Source organism: Actinomadura fibrosa (assembly GCF_900659615.1).
Taxonomy (GTDB): Bacteria; Actinomycetota; Actinomycetes; order Streptosporangiales; family Streptosporangiaceae; genus Spirillospora; species Spirillospora fibrosa.
The window spans coordinates 1-17,123 of record NZ_CAACUY010000085.1; the positions used below are offsets into that span (position 1 = coordinate 1).

Sequence of the window (17,123 nt, forward strand, 5' to 3'; positions counted from 1 at the left end):
GTCGAAGATGGCGGCGTCTTCGGGGTTGAGCCAGCCTTTGAGGTAGCGGCCGCCGTCCAGCGATCGAGTTGAGGTGATCCAGGAGCGGTCGTAGCCGCGCTTGGAGTCGGGGTCGGGCTCTTCGGTGCCGTCGCGGTCGGCGATGACGTCGCGGATGCGGGTGCCGAAGGCGGCGATCTTTCCGGCGGAGAAGCCCTGGTCAACCATGTCCAGCAGGAGGGCCTCGGCCTTGGCGCAGTCGGCATCGTCCAGGCGGGTTACGGCGGTGGCGATGGTGGCGGCGTAGCCGTAGGACAGGCGGCCCGTGGTCAGGCGTTCAGTGAGGGCTGGAAGGCGGTGGTGTTGGCGGGCCAGGGTCAGGCGTTCCCTGGCGCGGGCTTCGCGCATGCCCAACCGGGTGCGCAGCCAGGCTTGTGCGGACGGCAGGCCCCAGCGGCGCATCTCGCCTGAGGTGTCGACCTTGCCGATCAGTCCGGCCAGGGCGCTCTCGGTCAGGTCGACCGCCCGGCCCAGGGTCTCGGCCAGCTCCATGCACGCGGACGGGCTCTCGGGCACTTCACGCCGGGCGAGTTCGGCCGCGATCGAGTCCGCCGCGTCCACCAATTCCCTGGTGGACATCGACGCCACGTCGACCACTTCCGGAGCCATGGTTTAATTTTAGGCTGGCCGTTCCGGTGTTGTGACCAGATCGCAGTTATAGTATTCGCGCTTTGGCGTTACATCTAGACTGGGCCGAAGCGTATTATGGCGGTTTTTCCGGTGATGGTTACTACTGTCACGCTTAGGCCGTTCTCGGTGCCGGTGCTGTCGGGGCCCAATTGTAGGGTGAAGCGGCCTCCCGCGACCGAGGAGCTGCATTTGCGGCCGGTGCAGAGGCCCTCCGAGCGCGTGCCTAGGACGCGGCCGACGACCGTGACGGTGTCGGCAGTGATCGATTGGATCTGGACCGAGTCGACCCGCGTGTCGCGTGGTACGGGGATCTTCGTTGACGCGCTGACCTGCACTTCGCATCGGCCGGCGGCGCAGGCGGCGACGTTAGTGCCGTTGGCCGCCGGTGGGGGCTTGGAGGCGCTCGGGGACGTGGACGAGGCGGCCTTGCCGTCCGAGGTGCAGCCGCTCAGGGCGAGCGCGCCGATGGCTAGCGCGGCCATTGTCCGGATTTGGGTTGTTCTTCGCGTCGTGGCTCTCACGGCGGAGAGTCTGGCACGTCGCTGGGTCGGCAAGGGGGCTTCGAGGCAAGATCATCGGGCGGGAGGCGGGACCCCGCCTCCCGCCTTCAGAATTCTCAGGCTGTCGTGTCGGCCAGGAAGGTCAGGAGGTCCTGGCGGGTGACGATTCCGGCGGGTTTGCCGTCTATGAGGACTACCGCTGCGTCGCGTCCTTCCAGGACGGACATCATTCGGGAGACGGGTTCGCCTGAGCCGACCACGGGAAGGGGCGGGCTCATGTGCTTTTCCAGGGGGTCGTCGGAGCCGGCTTGGCCTTCATAGAGGGCGTGGAGCAGGACGCGTTCTTCCACCGCGCCTATCACCTCGCCCGCCATGACGTCGGGGTGGCCTGCGCCCGGGGAGACGACGGGCATTTGCGAGACGCCGAATTCCCGCAGAACCTTCACCGCTTCGCCTACCGTTTCGGTCGGGTGCATGTGGACGAAGCTCGGGAGGCCTTCGGGCTCTCCTTGGGCCTTCTGGGCGAGGACGTCTCCGACGGTGGTCTCCGCGGTGGAGTGGTCGTCGCTGAAGCCGTACTGGCGCATCCACTCGTCGTTGAAGATCTTGCTGAGGTAGCCGCGGCCGCCGTCGGGGAGGAGGACGACGATGACGGCGTCGGGGTCGGCCGCGGCGGCGACGCGGAGGGCGGCGACGACGGCCATGCCGCAGGAGCCGCCGACGAGGAGGGCCTCCTCGCGGGCGAGGCGGCGGGTCATGGTGAAGGAGTCCTTGTCGGACACGGCGATGACCTCGTCGCAGATGTCGCGGTCGTAGGTCTCGGGCCAGATGTCCTCGCCGACGCCCTCGGTGAGGTACGGGCGGCCGCTGCCGCCGGAGTAGACGGAGCCCTCCGGGTCCGCGCCGATGATCTTCACGCGGCCGCCGGAGACCTCCTTGAGGTAGCGGCCGGTGCCGCTGATGGTGCCGCCGGTGCCGATGCCCGCGACGAAGTGGGTGATGCGGCCCTCGGTCTGCTCCCAGAGCTCCGGGCCCGTGGTCTCGTAGTGGGAGCGGGGGTTCTCCTGGTTGGTGTACTGGTTCGGCTTCCAGGCGCCGGGGATCTCGGTGACCAGGCGGTCCGACACCGAGTAGTAGGAGTCGGGGTGGTCGGGGGACACGGCCGTCGGGCACACGACGACCTCGGCGCCGTAGGCGCGCAGGACGTCCACCTTGTCCTTGGCGACCTTGTCGGGGCAGACGAAGACGCAGCGGTAGCCGCGCTCCTGGGCCACGATGGCGAGGCCGACCCCGGTGTTGCCGGACGTCGGCTCGACGATCGTCCCGCCGGGCTTCAGCGCCCCGGACCGCTCGGCGGCGTCGATCATGCGGACCGCGATGCGGTCCTTCACCGAGCCTCCGGGGTTGAAGTACTCCACCTTGGCGAGGACCTGCGGCCCCCCGCCGCCGGTCACCTTGCGCAGCCGAACGAGCGGGGTGTTGCCCATCAGTTCGACGAGCGAGTCATGTACGTGCACCGCGACGTCCTTGTCGGTCAGTGGGTGTTGAGTGTGTTACATCCCTGTTCAACCCGCGTGTACCGCGGAGGGTCAGGATACGGAACCGGATAGATTCCCGTTGCCGACGGTAGCGCGCGGGGGCCGGAACGGGCATCAACACCCCGGGCGGGGGTACCGGGCAGGGTAGTGACGGAGGGTGATCGGGGCATGCTCAGAGCGTTCACGGCACGCCGGATCGCGGCGGCCGCGGCCTACGGGGGCGGGGGCATCACGGCTCTCGGCGGCATCACGTTCGGGCTCGTGGTGGTCGAGGCGAAGATGGCCAGGAAGATCATCCAGGCGACGCCGAACGGCGACCCTCCGGCCGCCGACGGCCTCTACGGCGGGTCGTCCGGTGGGGCGCCGCTGTCGCTGGTCATGCTCGGCGACTCGACCGCGGCGGGGCTCGGCGTCCACGAGCCGGACGAGACGCCGGCGGCGATGCTGGCGGCCGGGCTGTCGGCGATCGCGGAGCGGCCCGTCCGGCTGACGAACGTGGCGCGGTCCGGGTCGCAGTCGTCGGCGCTGAAGGAGCAGGTGGACCGGGCGCTGGAGGCACGGCCCGAGATCGCCGTCATCATGATCGGCGCGAACGACGTGACGAACCGGGTGTCGCCCGCGGAGTCCGTGCGGCATCTGGCGGAGGCCGTCACGCGGCTGCGGGCGGCGGACTGCCACGTCGTGGTGGGCACCTGCCCGGACCTCGGCTCGGTGAAGCCGCTGATGCAGCCGCTGCGGTGGATCGCGCGGCGGGCGAGCCGGCAGCTCGCGGCGGCGCAGACGATCGCGGTGGTGGAGCACGGCGGCCGGTCGGTGTCGCTCGGCGACCTGCTCGGTCCCGAGTTCGCCGCGGATCCGCTGTCGATGTTCAGCGAGGACCGCTACCACCCGTCGGCGCGCGGGTACGCGGCCGCGGCGGCGGCGGTGCTGCCGTCGATGGCGCACGCGCTCGACCTGGAGCCGGGGCTTGAGGCGCTGCCCGACCCGCGGCTCGGCGAGGGCGTCCTGCCGGTGTACCTGGCGGCGGCGGAGGCGGCGGAGGTGTCGGGCACCGAGGTGGCCGGCGCGTCCGTGGCCGGACGGGAGCGGGGGCCGCGGGGCCGCTGGGCCACGCTGCTGCGGCGGCGTTCGGTGCGTCCTGAGACGCCGCCTCCGTCGAGGGTGGCGCCCGACGTGGCCTGAACGGTCTTGGGGAGCGCCATACCTGAGCGTGGCGGGGCTGTTACTTTCGGTGGCTTCGGCGTCGTCACCCCTCGGGAGTCCCCCAATGGTCCTCGTTCGGCCGCGCGGTGTTCTGGTCATGGTCGTGCTGGCGCTCGGTGCGACGGGTTGTTCCGGTGGCGGGCCGGGGCGGGCCGATGCCTCGCCTGGGTGGACGGCGGACGTCAACGTGGTGAGCCGTCCGGTCATCGGGGACGGGGTCACGGCCGTGACGGGGTTGCGTGGCGACGGCGGCCTGGAGACCGCCGTGTACGACCTGGTGAAGGGCAGGCGCCTCTGGACGCGTCCCGCGACGATGGTGGGACGGGTGACCGGGATGGGCGTGGAGCCGCCCGCGGTCGTCGGCGGGACGGTGGCCGCTCTCGAACCGGGGACGGCGGGCCGGGAGAAGGCGACGCTGGTCGTGCGGGACGCGCGGACGGGCGCGCAGCGGTGGACCCGTCCCGTGGACTCGACGTTCGGGCCGGTCGGCTGCGGGACGCGCCTGTGCGTGACCGAGCAGACCGCGCGCAGGTCGGCGCGGTTCGTGGTGCTCGATCCGGGCAGCGGCCGTTCGCTGTGGAGCATGCCCGGGATCGCCGAGGTCGAGCACGTGGACCGCACCCGGGCCGTCCTGTTCCGGATGGCGGGGCGTCCGTCACTGGAGTCGCGTGACCTCGCCTCGGGCAGGACGCTGTGGAGCTTCCCGGTCGAGCGGGCGGTCGGCGGGCGGGTGAACCTGTCGGGCGGCTGGGCGTTCGGGGCGCTGACCGGGGAGGTCCCGTCCCCGTCGGACGTCCTGGTCGGGTACCTGGCGCCCTACCGGAAGGGCCGCGGGCGGCCGTCGGCGTCCGGGTTCTTCGGTGTGCGGCTGACGGACGGCGGTCTCGTGTGGGCGCGGAGGCGGCTGCTGCGGGTCTATCCGAGCGCCAGCCCGGCCGTCGCGCTGATCGGCCGGCAGGTCACGGCGGCGGGCGCGTACGGCGGGTTCGAGCAGCTCGATCCGCGGACGGGCCGGACGGCGGGCACGATCGGCGCCGAGCGGGTGCCGCGGGCGCCGTGGTGGGTGGCGTTCCCGGCCGACCTGCGCACGGTCGGCTTCCTCACCCCGGACAAGCCCGGGACGGCGTACTCGCTGGAGGATTCGGCGCCCGCGCCGGCCAAGGGGGTGCGTGCCTGGTCGTTCTGCACGGTGAACCCGGCGGAGCTGCGCATCTCGGGCCAGCGCGGGTTCTACCCGGTCGCGGCGCTGTGCGCCTACGACCTGGCGACGGGCCGCCGGGTCGCCTCTCCGGGGGCGCCGCCCGGCTGGTACACCGGCGCGGTGGACGGCTGGCGGGTCTGGCGGGACGAGCGCGGCGCGCTCCACGCCGTCAGGGACGCCCAGGGCACCGCCCCCGGCATGTACGGGCTGTGAGGCCGGCCGGACCGGGGTCCGCCCGGTCACCATTCGGCGGACCCCGGCCGGGGCGCGCCCGGTCCCCGCGGTCCGCGCAGAGGCGGTGGCCGGGCACGTGCCTCCAGCGTCCGCGCGGACCGTCCCGCTCGCATGGGGCGGCGGTCACGGGCGGGCCGGGATCCGCGCCCAAATGCGTAAGCGCGCACTTATTGGACTCACCGTCAACACAGAAGCGACCCGGAATGTACGGAGGGCGGGGGCAGCGGTTAGATTGCAGGTGACCGGCGAGTAACTCCGTCCTCCGCGCGACGGGCCACCGGTCGCCGAGACTGGCCGTTGAGACAGGAGACCCGCACATGCCCGAGGCAGTCATCGTCGCCACCGCGCGCTCGCCGATCGGCCGCGCGTTCAAGGGGTCGCTGAAGGACATCCGGCCCGACGACCTCACCGCCCAGATGATCACCGCCGCGATGGCGAAGGTGCCGCAGCTCGACCCGTCCGAGATCGACGACCTGCTGCTCGGCTGCGGCCTGCCCGGCGGCGAGCAGGGCTACAACATGGCCCGCGTGGTGTCGGTGCTGCTCGGCTGGGACGGCGTGCCCGGCGCCACCGTCACCCGGTACTGCTCGTCCTCGCTCCAGACGACCCGGATGGCGCTGCACGCGATCAGGTCCGGCGAGGCGGACGTCATCGTGTCCGCGGGCGTCGAGACGGTCAGCCGGTTCGCCAAGGGCAGCAGCGACGGCCTGCCCGACACGCAGAACCCGCTGTTCTCCGACGCCGAGGCCCGCACCGCCAAGGCCGCCGAGGGCGGCGCGCCGGTGTGGCACGACCCGCGCGAGGACGGCGCGCTCCCCGACATCTACATCGCGATGGGCCAGACCGCCGAGAACGTGGCGGGGCTGCGCGGCGTGAGCCGCCAGGCGCAGGACGAGTTCGGCGTCCGCTCGCAGAACCTCGCCGAGAAGGCGCTCGCCAACGGGTTCTGGGAGAAGGACATCACGCCCGTCACCCTCCCGGACGGCACGGTCGTCTCCAAGGACGACGGCCCCCGGCCCGGCACCACCTACGAGAAGGTGTCGCAGCTCCAGCCGGTGTTCCGCCCGGACGGGACGGTCACGGCGGGCAACTGCTGCCCGCTGAACGACGGCGCCGCCGCGGTGATCATCATGAGCGACACCAAGGCCGCCGAGCTCGGCATCACGCCGCTGGCCCGGATCGTCTCGACCGGCGTCACCGGCCTGTCCCCCGAGATCATGGGCCTCGGCCCGGTGGAGGCGTCCCGCAAGGCGCTCGCCAAGGCCGGCATGACGATCGCGGACATCGACCTCGTCGAGATCAACGAGGCGTTCGCGGCGCAGGTGCTGCCGTCCGCCGAGGACCTCGGCATCGACATCGACAAGCTGAACGTCAACGGCGGCGCGATCGCGGTCGGCCACCCGTTCGGCATGACCGGCGCCCGGATCACCTCGACGCTGCTCAACGGGCTCGCCTTCCACGACAAGCAGTTCGGCCTGGAGACGATGTGCGTCGGCGGCGGCCAGGGCATGGCGATGGTGCTGGAGCGCCTCTCCTGAGCCCGATGTCACCGTCAGGTGACATGCGGGGTGGCCCGCGCGCCGCGGCCTCCGGGCGGCGGCACGCGGGCCACCTGCGCGTTTCCGGGGGATATCCCCGTTACGAATGATCTACGTAACGTAAAAGATAGGTCCCCGTTAGGGGGTTGTCACATCCGGGCCGGTGTTGCAGAGTCGGCTAGAAGAGCCCCGCGACCTGGAGGTGCCAATTGTCACTGAACCACTCGCCGGAGACGCACAGCAAGCTGATCGCCCGCATCCCGCAAGTCACAGGACGTGACATCCCCGAGTGGTTCACCGCCATCGAGAACGGACCGTCGTTCTCCCGCTGCGAGGAACGCTGCTCCTGGCTGGCCGACGAGCACAACCTCTCCCACGGCTACGCCGCCGCCCTGGTGCGCGAGCACGAGCGGACCCGCCGCGCCCGCCACTACTGAAGCGACGCTCGCCACAGCGAACTCCATACAGACCTGGTGGGATCCCGCCAACGGATGACCCCCGCCGTCGTGCCGCTACGCCGCACGACCCTGGCGCAGAGATCCCACGACGACCGGCCCCTCGCCGCACGGCGAGGGGCCGATCGTTTTCCGTGCGCTCCGGGCCCGGTGTCCGGGACGGTCGTCAGTCGCGGTTGTAGAAGTAGGACAGGAAGCGGAGCAGCTCCAGGTAGATCCACACCAGGCTCAGCACCAGCCCGAACGCGCAGTACCAGGCGAACTTCCGCGGCGCGCCCGAGCGGACGCCCTGCTCGACGGAGTCGAAGTCGAGCAGCAGGAAGAAGCAGCCGACCAGGATCGCGGCGACGCTGAACACGTAGGCGAGCGGGTTGCCGGAGTCGCGGATGCCGATGCCGTGCTCGGCTCCGAACAGCTGCACGACCAGGTTGACGAGCATCAGCCCGACCAGGGCGAGCCCCGCCGCGGCGACGAACCGCACGAACCCGGGCGTGACCCGGACGATGCGGAGCGCGTACACGGCGAGCGTGGCGCCGAACGCCAGCGCGGTGCCGAGCACGGCCTGGAAGACCACGCCGTGGTAGACGTCGTTGTAGGCGTGGCTGATGATGCCGACCGCGACGCCGTAGACGGCGGCGAACGCGAGCACCAGCGGCGCGTTCGCCCGGCGGCCGAACGTGATGAACGCCCAGATCCCGATCTCCGCGACGAGCGCCACGACCAGCACCGCCGAGGTGAGCCGTGCCGGGACGAGCGTCCAGGCGAGCGCGGCGGTGACCACCAGCGTGAGCAGCGTCGCGAAGCCGCGGACGACGACGTCGTCCATCGTCATGGGGCCCGCCTGGGCGGGGGCGTACGCCGGGGCGCCGTAGCCCTGCCCGTACGGCTGCCCGTACTGGCCGCCGTAGGCCGGGGCGCCGTAGCCCCGTCCCTGGTCGAAGGCCTGTCCCCGGAACACCGGGTTCCTGCTCTGCATCGGAGCCTCCACTCGGCCGGCCGCGTCCAGCATAAGGCGCGCCCCCAAAGCCGGCCGGAGCCCGGCCGGCGTCCGGGCCGGACGCCGGCCGGCGCCGGTGCCCCTGGTCGGACTCGAACCGACACGTGGGCTCTTTTAGGGAGCCTGCCTCTGCCATTGGGCTACAGGGGCGGCGCCATCATACCGGCACGTCAGCGGCCTGCTCAGCGGCTCATGACGGCGCGTCCCTCCACGAGCGTGATCCCGGCGCGGCCGTCGCGGTCGCGCCGGATGGCGCAGATCTCGTGCATGCCGATGCGGCCGCTCTCGCAGGCCAGCGCCGAGGCCGCGAGGTAGAGCAGCCAGACGCGGGCGCGCCCCGGGCCGGCCAGCTCCACGCACTCGGCCCAGTGCCGTTCGAGGTTCGCGGCCCACGCCCGGAGCGTCCGCGCGTGGTGCTCGCGGAGGGCGGCGACGGCGCGGACCTCCAGGCCGGCGTCCTCCAGCTCGCCGACGAGCGCGCCGAGCGGCCGCAGCTCGCCGTTGCCGGGGAACATGTAGCTGGTGGTGAACGTGCGCCGGATCCGGTGCGGGCCGGCGCGGCGGACGGGCTGCTGGAGCAGCAGCCGGCCGCCCGGCGCGAGCAGCTCGTGGAGCCGGGGCGCGGGGCGGTCGATGGACTCGACGCCGGCCAGCCCGACGATCGCGTCGTACGGGCCGTCCCCGGCCTCGGCGAGGTCCCAGCCGCGGGCCTCCACGTCCGAGCCGGCGTCGCGGGCGAGGGCGCGGACGTGGTCGGCCTGCTCGGGGGTGCGGGTGAGGCCGACGACGCGGGCGCCGCGCTCGGCGGCGGCGTGCCGGGCGAACGCGCCCCAGCCGCAGTTCAGGTCGAGCAGCCGGGCGCCGGGGAACAGGCCGAGCCGCTCGGCGGCGGCCTCGTGGGCGGCGCGCTGGGCCTCGCCGAGGTCGACGGCCGCGTCCCAGAGCCCGGTGCCGTGCGCGAGGCCGTCGCCGAGGAGCCGGACGAAGAACGCCGCGGACGCCGTCATCGGCCCGGGCCGCCCGTCGCCGGGCAGCGCGCCGGACGGGCCGTTCCCCGGCGCCCCGCCGCCTCCCGCGGGGAACTCCTCGGGCGGCGGCTTCGGCTCGGGCCCGACGGCGCCGAGCGTGACCGCGGCGCGGACGATGTCGCGCTTGTCGTCGGCGCTCAGCCGGATCGGCGCGTCGCCGCTGCGCATGACCTGCTGGACGGCGTCGAGCGCGGCGAAGACGTCGCCCTCGATGTCGAGCTCGCCGGCGACGTAGGCGCGGGCGAGCCCGATCTCGCCGGGCTTCCACAGCAGCCGCCGCAGCGCGCGCCGGTGCCGGAGCACGAACGCGGGCGCGCCGGGCGGCCCGACCGAGCTCCCGTCCCAGGCGCGGACCTGGATCGGCAGCTCGCCGGCGGCCTCCCGGCCCTCGCCGAGCAGGATCTTGGTGAGCAGCGGGGCCAGCCTGGCGGCGACTCCGTCGGGCATCGTCCTCCTCGGGCGGCGGGGGCGGTACGGGCTTCTCGCGGGACCTCCGCTCCCCCGGAGCCTGCGCCGGGGGGCGGATCAGAGGTCCTGGCGCCTTCCGGCCGCGAGCTCGAACTCCTGGCGGGGCCGCTCCAGCTCGCCGAGCGAGACGATCTCGCGGCGGAAGAACAGCGCGAGCGTCCAGTCCACGGTGATCCGGAACTTGCGGTTGACGGTCGGCATCCGAGACAAATGGTATGTGCGGTGCATGAGCCAGGCGAGAATCCCGCGCAGCTTCACCCCGTAGACGTTCGCCACGCCCTTGTGCAGGCCGAGGCCCGCCACGGACCCGACGTAGGAGTGCACGTACGGCTTGCGCGTCTTGCCGCGCAGGTCCGCCACGATGTTGTCGGCGAGGCGCTTGGCCTGCCGGACGGCGTGCTGCGCGTTCGGCGCGGTGAAGTCGCCGGTGTCGGTCAGGTCGGGGACGGCGGCGTTGTCCCCCGCGGCGTAGACGCCCTCGGCGCCCTCGACGGTCAGCTCCGCGGTCGCCTTGATGCGCCCCTTGTCGTCCAGCGGCAGGTCGCTCTCCCGGACGACGGGGTGCGGCTTCACGCCGGCCGTCCACACGAGCGTGCCCGCGTCGAACTCCTCGCCGTCGCTCAGCACGATGCGCCGGTTCTCGGCGGACTTGAGCAGCGTCTCCAGCTTCACCTCGATGCCGCGGCGGCGCAGCGCCTCGGCCGTCCAGCGGCCCATCTCGGGCCCGACCTCGGGCAGGATCCGGTCGGTCGCCTCGACCATCATCCAGCGCATCTCGCCCGGGTCGATGTTCGGATACCAGCGGACGGCGTCGCGCGCCATGTCCTCCAGCTCGGCGAGCGCCTCGATGCCCGCGAACCCGGCGCCGACGAACACGAACGTCAGCGCGCGCCGCCTGACCGCCTCGTCGTCCGGGTTGGACGCGGCGATGTCGAGCTGGTGCAGGACGTGGTTGCGCAGGAAGATGGCCTCCTCGACCGTCTTGAACCCGATCCCGCACTCGGCGAGGCCGGGGATCGGCAGCGTCCGCGACACCGAGCCGAGCGCCACGACGAGCAGGTCGTAGCCGACCCGGCGCGGGGGCACGCCGGTCGAGTGCGCGCCCGCGGGCCGCACGGTGACCGTCCTGGACGCGTGGTCGATCCGCGTCACGAACCCGTTGAGGATCCGGCAGCGCTTCAGCACCCGCCGCAGCGGCGCCACGACGTGCCGCGGCTCCAGGTTCCCGGCCGCCGCCTCCGGGAGGAACGGCTGGTAGGTCATGTAGGACTGGGGGTCGATGACGGTGATGGCGACCTCGCCGCGCCTCAGCTCGCTCCGCAGCTTCTTCTGGAGCCGCAGGGCGGTGTACATGCCGACGTAGCCGCCGCCGACGATCACGATGTGCTTCGCGGTCTCCGCCGCGCGCTCGGCGGGCACGCCTCGCGGCTCGGGGGATCCAACTGTCTGCTCGGAAGGCATATCGGGACCGGTACCCCCATACCCGTCGGCTGCACTCGATCCGGATGCGGGGTAGCTCACCGAACATCACACGTGACAGCGAACTTCTTCCCCCACACCGGCATCTCACTGGGTGCATCACCGAGAAAGACGGTGGGGACAGGGCCGGACGGGGGCGCCAAGCGGCCTCGGGCGGCGGGCCGTGACAGGGATCGGCCGCGTCGGCCGGGCCGCTTGGCCAGGCCCTGCCCCGCCGTCGAGCACGCCGCGGGGGACCGGCCGGCGCAGGCGAAGACGCCGGCGTCGGCCGGTGGCGTCTCCGCGCGCTCGCGCGGGCGCGGCTAGGCACGGCTAGGCGTAGTCGCGGGCGCGGACGAAGACGTCGTCGAGCATGCCGGCGGTGACCCGTCCGGTGAAGGTGTTCTGCTGGCTCGGGTGGTAGCAGCCCAGCATGAGGACGGGGTCGCGCCGCTCCACCGACGGCGGCGGCTCCAGCAGGACCTCCGCGCCGTGGCCGAACGGCGGGCGCGGGCGCGGCAGCCCGTACCCCGCCTGCCGCAGTGCGGGCCAGACGCCCTGCCACGCGAACCCGCCGAGGCACACCACGCAGCGGACGCTCGCCGCGACGTCCTCGACCTCCCTGGCCAGCCACGGCAGGCAGGTCGTGCGCTCCAGCGGCGTCGGCTTGTTGTCGGGCGGGGCGCAGCGGACGGTCGCCGCCATCCGCGCGCCGATCAGCCGCTGCCCGTCGCCCGCCCGGACGCTCGTCTCCTGCGCCGCGAGCCCGACGCGGTACAGGGACGCGAAGAGCCAGTCGCCCGACCGGTCGCCGGTGAAGATGCGGCCCGTCCGGTTCCCGCCGTGCGCGGCCGGGGCCAGTCCGACGATCAGGATGCGCGGCCGGGGGTCGCCCCAGCCCGCGATGGGCCGCCCCCAGTACTCCTCGTCCGCGAACGCCCGGCGCCGCTGGACGGCGATCCGCTCCCGCCACTCCACCAGCCGGTCGCAGGCCCGGCACACCGACTGGCGGGCGCACAGCTCGTCCAGGCCGGGCGCCTTCGCGGCGAGCTCGACGACCTCCCCCGCCCCGTGCGCGACGGGGGTGGACGGGGAGGCGGGGTCCTCCGGCCACCCCGATCCGGGCGGCACGAACGGCGCGTTGGCGGTCGGCATGCCACGATCCTCGCATGCCCGACCCCGTCCGGTGACCGGCCGCCGCGAGCGCAACACGCCGCCCGCCGCCGAGACCGGGGCCGGGCGATACGGGGAGTTCCTCTCGGTACGATGCGTTCGCCGGTCGGGGAGGCGGTGTCCGGCGCGCCATGCTGAGCGGAGGCATGCCTTGTCGCAACCGGGCTGGTATCCCGACCCCTACGGAACCGGCAGCCTGCGCTGGTGGGACGGCCAGAACTGGACCGAGCGCCTCAATCCCGAACCGCTCGGCCCGCCTCGCCTGCGCCCTCCTGAGCAGCCACGACAGCAGCCCGGCCAGGATCCGCGCGGCCAGGAGGGCTACTACTCGGCGCCCTACGGGCAGCGGGCCGACTGGGGGCGGCCCGCCGTCCCGCCGCTGGACGTGAACGTGCGCGGCCTCCACCTGCACGCCGACGACCAGGCCGTCTCGTACGGGACGGCGTCGCTCGCGTGGCCGCACGTGGAGTGGGTGGCCTACTGGGCGGCGCAGCTCCCGGCCGGTTATGGCCAGCGGCCCGGCACCCAGTGGATCTTCCAGGCGGGCCGGTTCCCGTTCCACGGCGGCCCGCGCGTGGAGGTCGTGATCGAGCACGAGGCGCTGCCCGGACGTCCGGCGGGCCCCGAGGGCGAGCCGGAGCGGATCTGGGGGCGGCTCATCGAGCTGTGCCAGACCTACGCCGAGCAGCGGCTCGTGACGGAGCTGGCGGGACGGGTCCGGGCGGGCGAGTCGGTCGACGTGGCGCAGGGGCTGACCGTCCATCCCGGCGGCGTCCGCGGCGACCGGGTGTCGCTGAGCTGGTCGGCGATCTCCGGCGCCACCGTGGACGGCGGGCGCGTCTGGATCAGGCAGTCCAGCGGGTCCGCGCCCGTCCTCTACGTGCCGCAGCAGAACCCGAACGCCGTCCTGATCCCCGCGCTGCTGACCCTGCTCAGGCGGTAGCGGGCAGCGCACCTCCTGGGGGCGGACCCCCAGACCCCCGGGGCTTCGCCCAGAGAACTCAGAGCAGGGACCAGGCGATGCCGTCCAGGATGTCGTGCTCGCTGACCACGACGGCGCCGAACCCGTACTCGCGCATGATGCGGTCGAGGATGAGGGCGCCCGCGCCGATCACGTCGACGCGGCCGGGGTGCATGACGCCGAACGCGGCGCGCTCGGCGCGGGTGGCGTGCAGCAGCCGCCGCGTCACCTCGTGGACCTGCGTCGCGGTGATGCGGGACAGGTGGATCCGCGCCGGGTCGTACTCCGGCAGGTCGAGCGCGATGCCGGCGACGGTGGTGACCGAGCCGGCGAGGCCGACGAGCGTGCGCGCCTCGTCCACCGGGACGGTCTCGCGGACGCGCGCGAGGGCCGCGTCGACGTCGGCGACCGTGTTGGAGATCTGCTCGGGCGAGGGCGGGTCGCCGTCCTTCAGGTGCCGCTCGGTCATCCGGACGCAGCCGATGTCGACCGAGCGGGCCGCGGCCACCGACGAGCTGCCGAGGACGAACTCGGTGGACCCGCCGCCGATGTCGACGACCAGGTAGGGGCGGGCGGGGCGCAGCCCGGCCAGCTCGCGGGTCGCGCCGGTGAACGACAGCGCGGCCTCCTCGTCCCCGCTGATCACCTCGGGCACGACGCCGAAGATCTCCACCACGCCGTCGACGAAGTCGGACCGGTTCGCGGCGTCGCGGGTGGCGCTGGTCGCGACCACCCGCGTCTTGATCGGCCCCTCGCCGCTCGCGGCGCCGTGCCGCTCGATCAGCTCGGCGTAGCCGCGCATCGCGGTGAAGGTGCGCTCCAGCGCGGCCGGGGCGAGCCGCCCGGTCCGGTCGACGCCCTCGCCCAGCCGGACGATCTCCATCCGGCGCTCGACGTCGGTGAGGGTGCCGCCGTCCCCGCCGGGGACGATGTCGGCGATCAGGAGGCGGACGGAGTTGGTACCGCAGTCGACGGCGGCGACGCGGGTCACTGGGCGCCCTCCCGGTCGTCGGCGGCGCGGACGCAGGGCCCGGAGCGCCACCAGTCCGGCAGCGCCTCCAGCGCCTCGCGGCCGAACGGGTTGGCGCCGGGGACGGCCAGCTCGTGGGCGACGAGGGCGTGCAGGCACTTGACGCGCTCCGGCATGCCGCCCGCGCTCTGCATGCCCTCCGGGAGCGGCTCGATGCCGTCCTCGCGGGCCGCCTCGTCGCGGCGCCGCAGGTAGTCGTCGTGCGCGGCGGCGTACTCCGCCTTCAGGTCCGGGTCGGCGGCGAGCCTCTCCTGCATCCCGCGCATCGCCCCGCTCCCCTCCAGCGTGCCGATCGCCGAGGCCGCCTTCGGGCACGTCAGGTAGAACAGCGTCGGGAACGGGGTGCCGTCCGGGAGCCGCGGCGCCGTCTCGATGACGGCGGGCAGCCCGCACGGGCAGCGGTAGGCCGTCCGGCGGATGCCGCGCGGCTCGCGGCCGAGCTGCGCCGCGACCGCGGCCTCGTCGTTTCGCCGGTAGCGTTCGTCGATCATCTGCCTGTCCCCACCCGCGGATCCCTCGATCCGTGTCCTGCCCTCACCGCGCCGCGGTGGCCGCGTCCGGCCCCACCCGCCGGCCGCCTCCGCCGCGCCCGTCCCGCCTGGTCGCGGGACGGGCGGCTCAGCGCGGTCTGTCGGCGGTCTCGACGGACCGCCACAGCGTCTCGTACCAGGGCGGCCTGGTCGCTGGGCCGCCCTTGCGGGCCTGCTGCCCGCCGTCACCGCCGCCGTCCAGGACGATGTAGCACTTCACGTCCGGGCGGCAGTAATGGAGCCTTCGCGTCGCCTCCCGCTCAATGTACGACTTATCTCCCAGTTGCTGCTTGCGTTGGGCGAGTTCGTCGACCTGCTTGCGGGCGACGTTCTCCTTGTGCTGGAGGTCCGCGATCTCCTTGCGCTGGGCGATGTACTCGCGCACGGGATAGGCGAGGCTCAGCGCGATCGCGCAGACGACGACCGCCAGGATCGCGGCGCGGCTGGTCAGCGCCGGGTTGCCGCGGCGGCCGCCGCCGCCCCCGGCGCCGCCGGCCGTGTCGTCGCGCGCCCCGCGGGGCGCGTCCCGCTCACCGTCCTGTGCCATCGCGTGTCCCGGGCCCCGGTCAGCCCTCCGCGCGGAAGCGCGGGAACGCGGCGGCCCCGGCGTAGCGGGCCGCGTCGTCGAGCAGCTCCTCGATGCGCAGCAGCTGGTTGTACTTGGCGACGCGGTCGCTGCGGGCCGGCGCGCCGGTCTTGATCTGGCCGCAGTTGGTGGCGACGGCGAGGTCGGCGATCGTGGTGTCCTCGGTCTCGCCGGACCGGTGGCTCATCATGCAGCGGTAGCCGCTGGTCTGGGCGAGCGACACCGCGTCGAGCGTCTCGCTGAGCGTGCCGATCTGGTTGACCTTGACGAGCAGCGCGTTCGCCGCGCCGGACTCGATGCCGCGCGCGAGCCGCTCGGGATTGGTGACGAACAGGTCGTCGCCGACGAGCTGGACGCGGTCGCCGACGGCGGCGGTGAGGCCCTGCCAGCCCGTCCAGTCCTCCTCGTCGAGGGGGTCCTCGATGGAGACGAGCGGGTAGTTGCCGAGCAGCTCGGCGTAGTAGGCGGCCATGTCGTCGGCGGACCGCTTGGTGCCCTCGAACGCGTAGAGGCCGTCGGCGTGGAACTCGGTGGCGGCGACGTCCAGGGCGAGCGCGATGTCGCGGCCGGGGGCGAACCCGGCCTTGCGGATCGCCTCCAGGATGAGGTCGAGCGCGTCCCGGTTGCTCGGCAGGTCGGGCGCGAAGCCGCCCTCGTCGCCGAGACCGGTGTTCAGGCCCTTGGACTTCAGCACCGACTTCAGCGCGTGGTAGGTCTCGGCGCCCCAGCGCAGCGCCTCGGAGAACGTCGCGGCGCCGATCGGCGCGATCATGAACTCCTGGACGTCGACGTTGGTGTCGGCGTGCGCGCCGCCGTTCAGGATGTTCATCATCGGGACGGGCAGCAGGTGCGCGTTCGGCCCGCCGACGTAGCGGAACAGCGGCAGCCCGGCGGAGTCGGCGGCGGCCTTGGCCACGGCGAGGCTCACGCCGAGGATCGCGTTGGCGCCGAGCTTGGACTTGGCGGGCGTGCCGTCCAGGTCGGCGAGGAGCTGGTCGATCAGCCGCTGGTCGGAGGCGGGGTAGCCGACGAGCTTCTCGTCGATCGTCTCGTTGACGGCCTTGACGGCGTTCCGGACGCCCTTCCCGCCGTACCGCTCGCCGCCGTCGCGCAGCTCGACGGCCTCGAACTGGCCGGTGGACGCGCCGCTCGGGACGGCGGCGTGCGCCTCGGTCCCGTCGGCGAGCAGCACCTCGACCTCGACGGTCGGATTGCCGCGGGAGTCAAGGATCTCCCGGGCGATTACGGCCTCGATCGACGACACGGGCAACTCCCTGGTGATGCGGATGGTCTCGCGGCTGCTTTCCGCCCGCCGGCCGGCCGTCCGGTTTCCCCGTCCGGCCCGCCGCGGGCCCACCGAGCCTATCCGCGCCCGCGCGACGGCGCCCACCTGGCTCGCCGTTCCCCGGCCGGATGGGACGTTCCGGGCGGTCCGGGCGTACATATTTCCCCGTCCCGTGTGTCCCATCCCACACCGCCGCCGAGCTGGGCACGGGTCGTTACGGAACCGTTCCGCGCAAGCGACTTGACGGGATCATTGCCTTCCTTATCTAC

16 protein-coding genes and 1 tRNA gene are annotated in these 17,123 nt (G+C 73.2%); 5 read left to right on the forward strand and 12 right to left on the reverse strand.

Features of this window, described 5'->3' with window-relative positions:
* The 3 genes from E1300_RS25645 to E1300_RS25655 all read right to left on the reverse strand — a co-directional run.
* On the reverse strand, positions 1 to 648 hold a 648-nt coding region (locus E1300_RS25645; RefSeq protein WP_131759624.1), incomplete at its 3' end, for a DUF222 domain-containing protein.
* Positions 649 to 722: 74 nt separating this feature from the next.
* Positions 723 to 1,151 (reverse strand): hypothetical protein, encoded by a 429-nt coding sequence (locus E1300_RS25650; protein WP_207399951.1) that lies wholly within the window; start codon positions 1,149 to 1,151, stop codon positions 723 to 725.
* A gap of 134 nt (positions 1,152 to 1,285) precedes the next feature.
* Complete coding sequence (locus E1300_RS25655) at positions 1,286 to 2,686, reverse strand: cystathionine beta-synthase (protein ID WP_131759626.1); 1,401 nt, start codon at positions 2,684 to 2,686, stop codon at positions 1,286 to 1,288.
* A gap of 189 nt (positions 2,687 to 2,875) precedes the next feature.
* Between E1300_RS25655 and E1300_RS25660 the strand changes: the two genes are divergently transcribed.
* The 4 genes from E1300_RS25660 to E1300_RS25675 all read left to right on the forward strand — a co-directional run bounded on the left by E1300_RS25660 (position 2,876) and on the right by E1300_RS25675 (position 7,320).
* A complete protein-coding gene (locus E1300_RS25660; protein ID WP_131759627.1) occupies positions 2,876 to 3,889 on the forward strand; it encodes an SGNH/GDSL hydrolase family protein in 1,014 nt (337 codons plus the stop codon).
* Positions 3,890 to 3,974: 85 nt separating this feature from the next.
* Positions 3,975 to 5,324 (forward strand): outer membrane protein assembly factor BamB family protein, encoded by a 1,350-nt coding sequence (locus E1300_RS25665; RefSeq protein WP_131759628.1) that lies wholly within the window; start codon positions 3,975 to 3,977, stop codon positions 5,322 to 5,324.
* A gap of 338 nt (positions 5,325 to 5,662) precedes the next feature.
* On the forward strand, positions 5,663 to 6,883 hold the full coding sequence (locus E1300_RS25670) for an acetyl-CoA C-acetyltransferase (RefSeq protein WP_131759629.1): 1,221 nt from the start codon (positions 5,663 to 5,665) through the stop codon (positions 6,881 to 6,883).
* A 209-nt stretch (positions 6,884 to 7,092) separates the two neighbouring features.
* Complete coding sequence (locus tag E1300_RS25675; protein ID WP_131759630.1) at positions 7,093 to 7,320, forward strand: DUF4287 domain-containing protein; 228 nt, start codon at positions 7,093 to 7,095, stop codon at positions 7,318 to 7,320.
* A 184-nt stretch (positions 7,321 to 7,504) separates the two neighbouring features.
* Here the strand turns inward: E1300_RS25675 and E1300_RS25680 are convergent, their stop codons facing one another.
* The 5 genes from E1300_RS25680 to E1300_RS25700 all read right to left on the reverse strand — a co-directional run bounded on the left by E1300_RS25680 (position 7,505) and on the right by E1300_RS25700 (position 12,444).
* Entirely contained in the window at positions 7,505 to 8,314 is an 810-nt protein-coding gene (locus E1300_RS25680; protein ID WP_131759631.1) for a Bax inhibitor-1/YccA family protein, read from the reverse strand.
* A gap of 98 nt (positions 8,315 to 8,412) precedes the next feature.
* Positions 8,413 to 8,485: transfer RNA gene (locus tag E1300_RS25685), tRNA-Leu, on the reverse strand.
* Between the two features lie 32 nt (positions 8,486 to 8,517).
* A complete protein-coding gene (locus E1300_RS25690; protein WP_131759632.1) occupies positions 8,518 to 9,810 on the reverse strand; it encodes a class I SAM-dependent methyltransferase in 1,293 nt (430 codons plus the stop codon).
* A gap of 78 nt (positions 9,811 to 9,888) precedes the next feature.
* The gene (locus tag E1300_RS25695) at positions 9,889 to 11,184 is read right to left on the reverse strand and encodes an NAD(P)/FAD-dependent oxidoreductase (protein ID WP_242619398.1); all 1,296 of its coding nucleotides are present in this window, start codon (positions 11,182 to 11,184) and stop codon (positions 9,889 to 9,891) included.
* A gap of 438 nt (positions 11,185 to 11,622) precedes the next feature.
* Positions 11,623 to 12,444, reverse strand: coding sequence for a uracil-DNA glycosylase (locus E1300_RS25700; protein WP_131759634.1), 822 nt, complete (start codon positions 12,442 to 12,444; stop codon positions 11,623 to 11,625).
* 169 nt (positions 12,445 to 12,613) lie between these two features.
* On the opposite strand from E1300_RS25700, the gene E1300_RS25705 reads away from it, so the two are divergent.
* Positions 12,614 to 13,405 carry a DUF2510 domain-containing protein gene (locus E1300_RS25705; RefSeq protein ID WP_165502991.1) on the forward strand — a complete coding sequence of 264 codons (792 nt, stop codon included), beginning with the start codon at positions 12,614 to 12,616 and terminating at the stop codon, positions 13,403 to 13,405.
* Positions 13,406 to 13,463: 58 nt separating this feature from the next.
* Here the strand turns inward: E1300_RS25705 and E1300_RS25710 are convergent, their stop codons facing one another.
* The 4 genes from E1300_RS25710 to eno all read right to left on the reverse strand — a co-directional run bounded on the left by E1300_RS25710 (position 13,464) and on the right by eno (position 16,833).
* Positions 13,464 to 14,414 (reverse strand): Ppx/GppA phosphatase family protein, encoded by a 951-nt coding sequence (locus E1300_RS25710; protein WP_131759636.1) that lies wholly within the window; start codon positions 14,412 to 14,414, stop codon positions 13,464 to 13,466.
* Positions 14,411 to 14,944 (reverse strand): DUF501 domain-containing protein, encoded by a 534-nt coding sequence (locus E1300_RS25715; RefSeq protein WP_131759637.1) that lies wholly within the window; start codon positions 14,942 to 14,944, stop codon positions 14,411 to 14,413. The genes E1300_RS25710 and E1300_RS25715 overlap by 4 nt, the downstream gene beginning before the upstream one ends.
* Positions 14,945 to 15,071: 127 nt before the next feature.
* Entirely contained in the window at positions 15,072 to 15,530 is a 459-nt protein-coding gene (locus E1300_RS25720; RefSeq protein WP_131759638.1) for an FtsB family cell division protein, read from the reverse strand.
* Between the two features lie 19 nt (positions 15,531 to 15,549).
* On the reverse strand, positions 15,550 to 16,833 hold the full coding sequence (gene eno, locus E1300_RS25725) for a phosphopyruvate hydratase (RefSeq protein WP_131759639.1): 1,284 nt from the start codon (positions 16,831 to 16,833) through the stop codon (positions 15,550 to 15,552).
* Positions 16,834 to 17,123 lie beyond the last annotated feature (290 nt).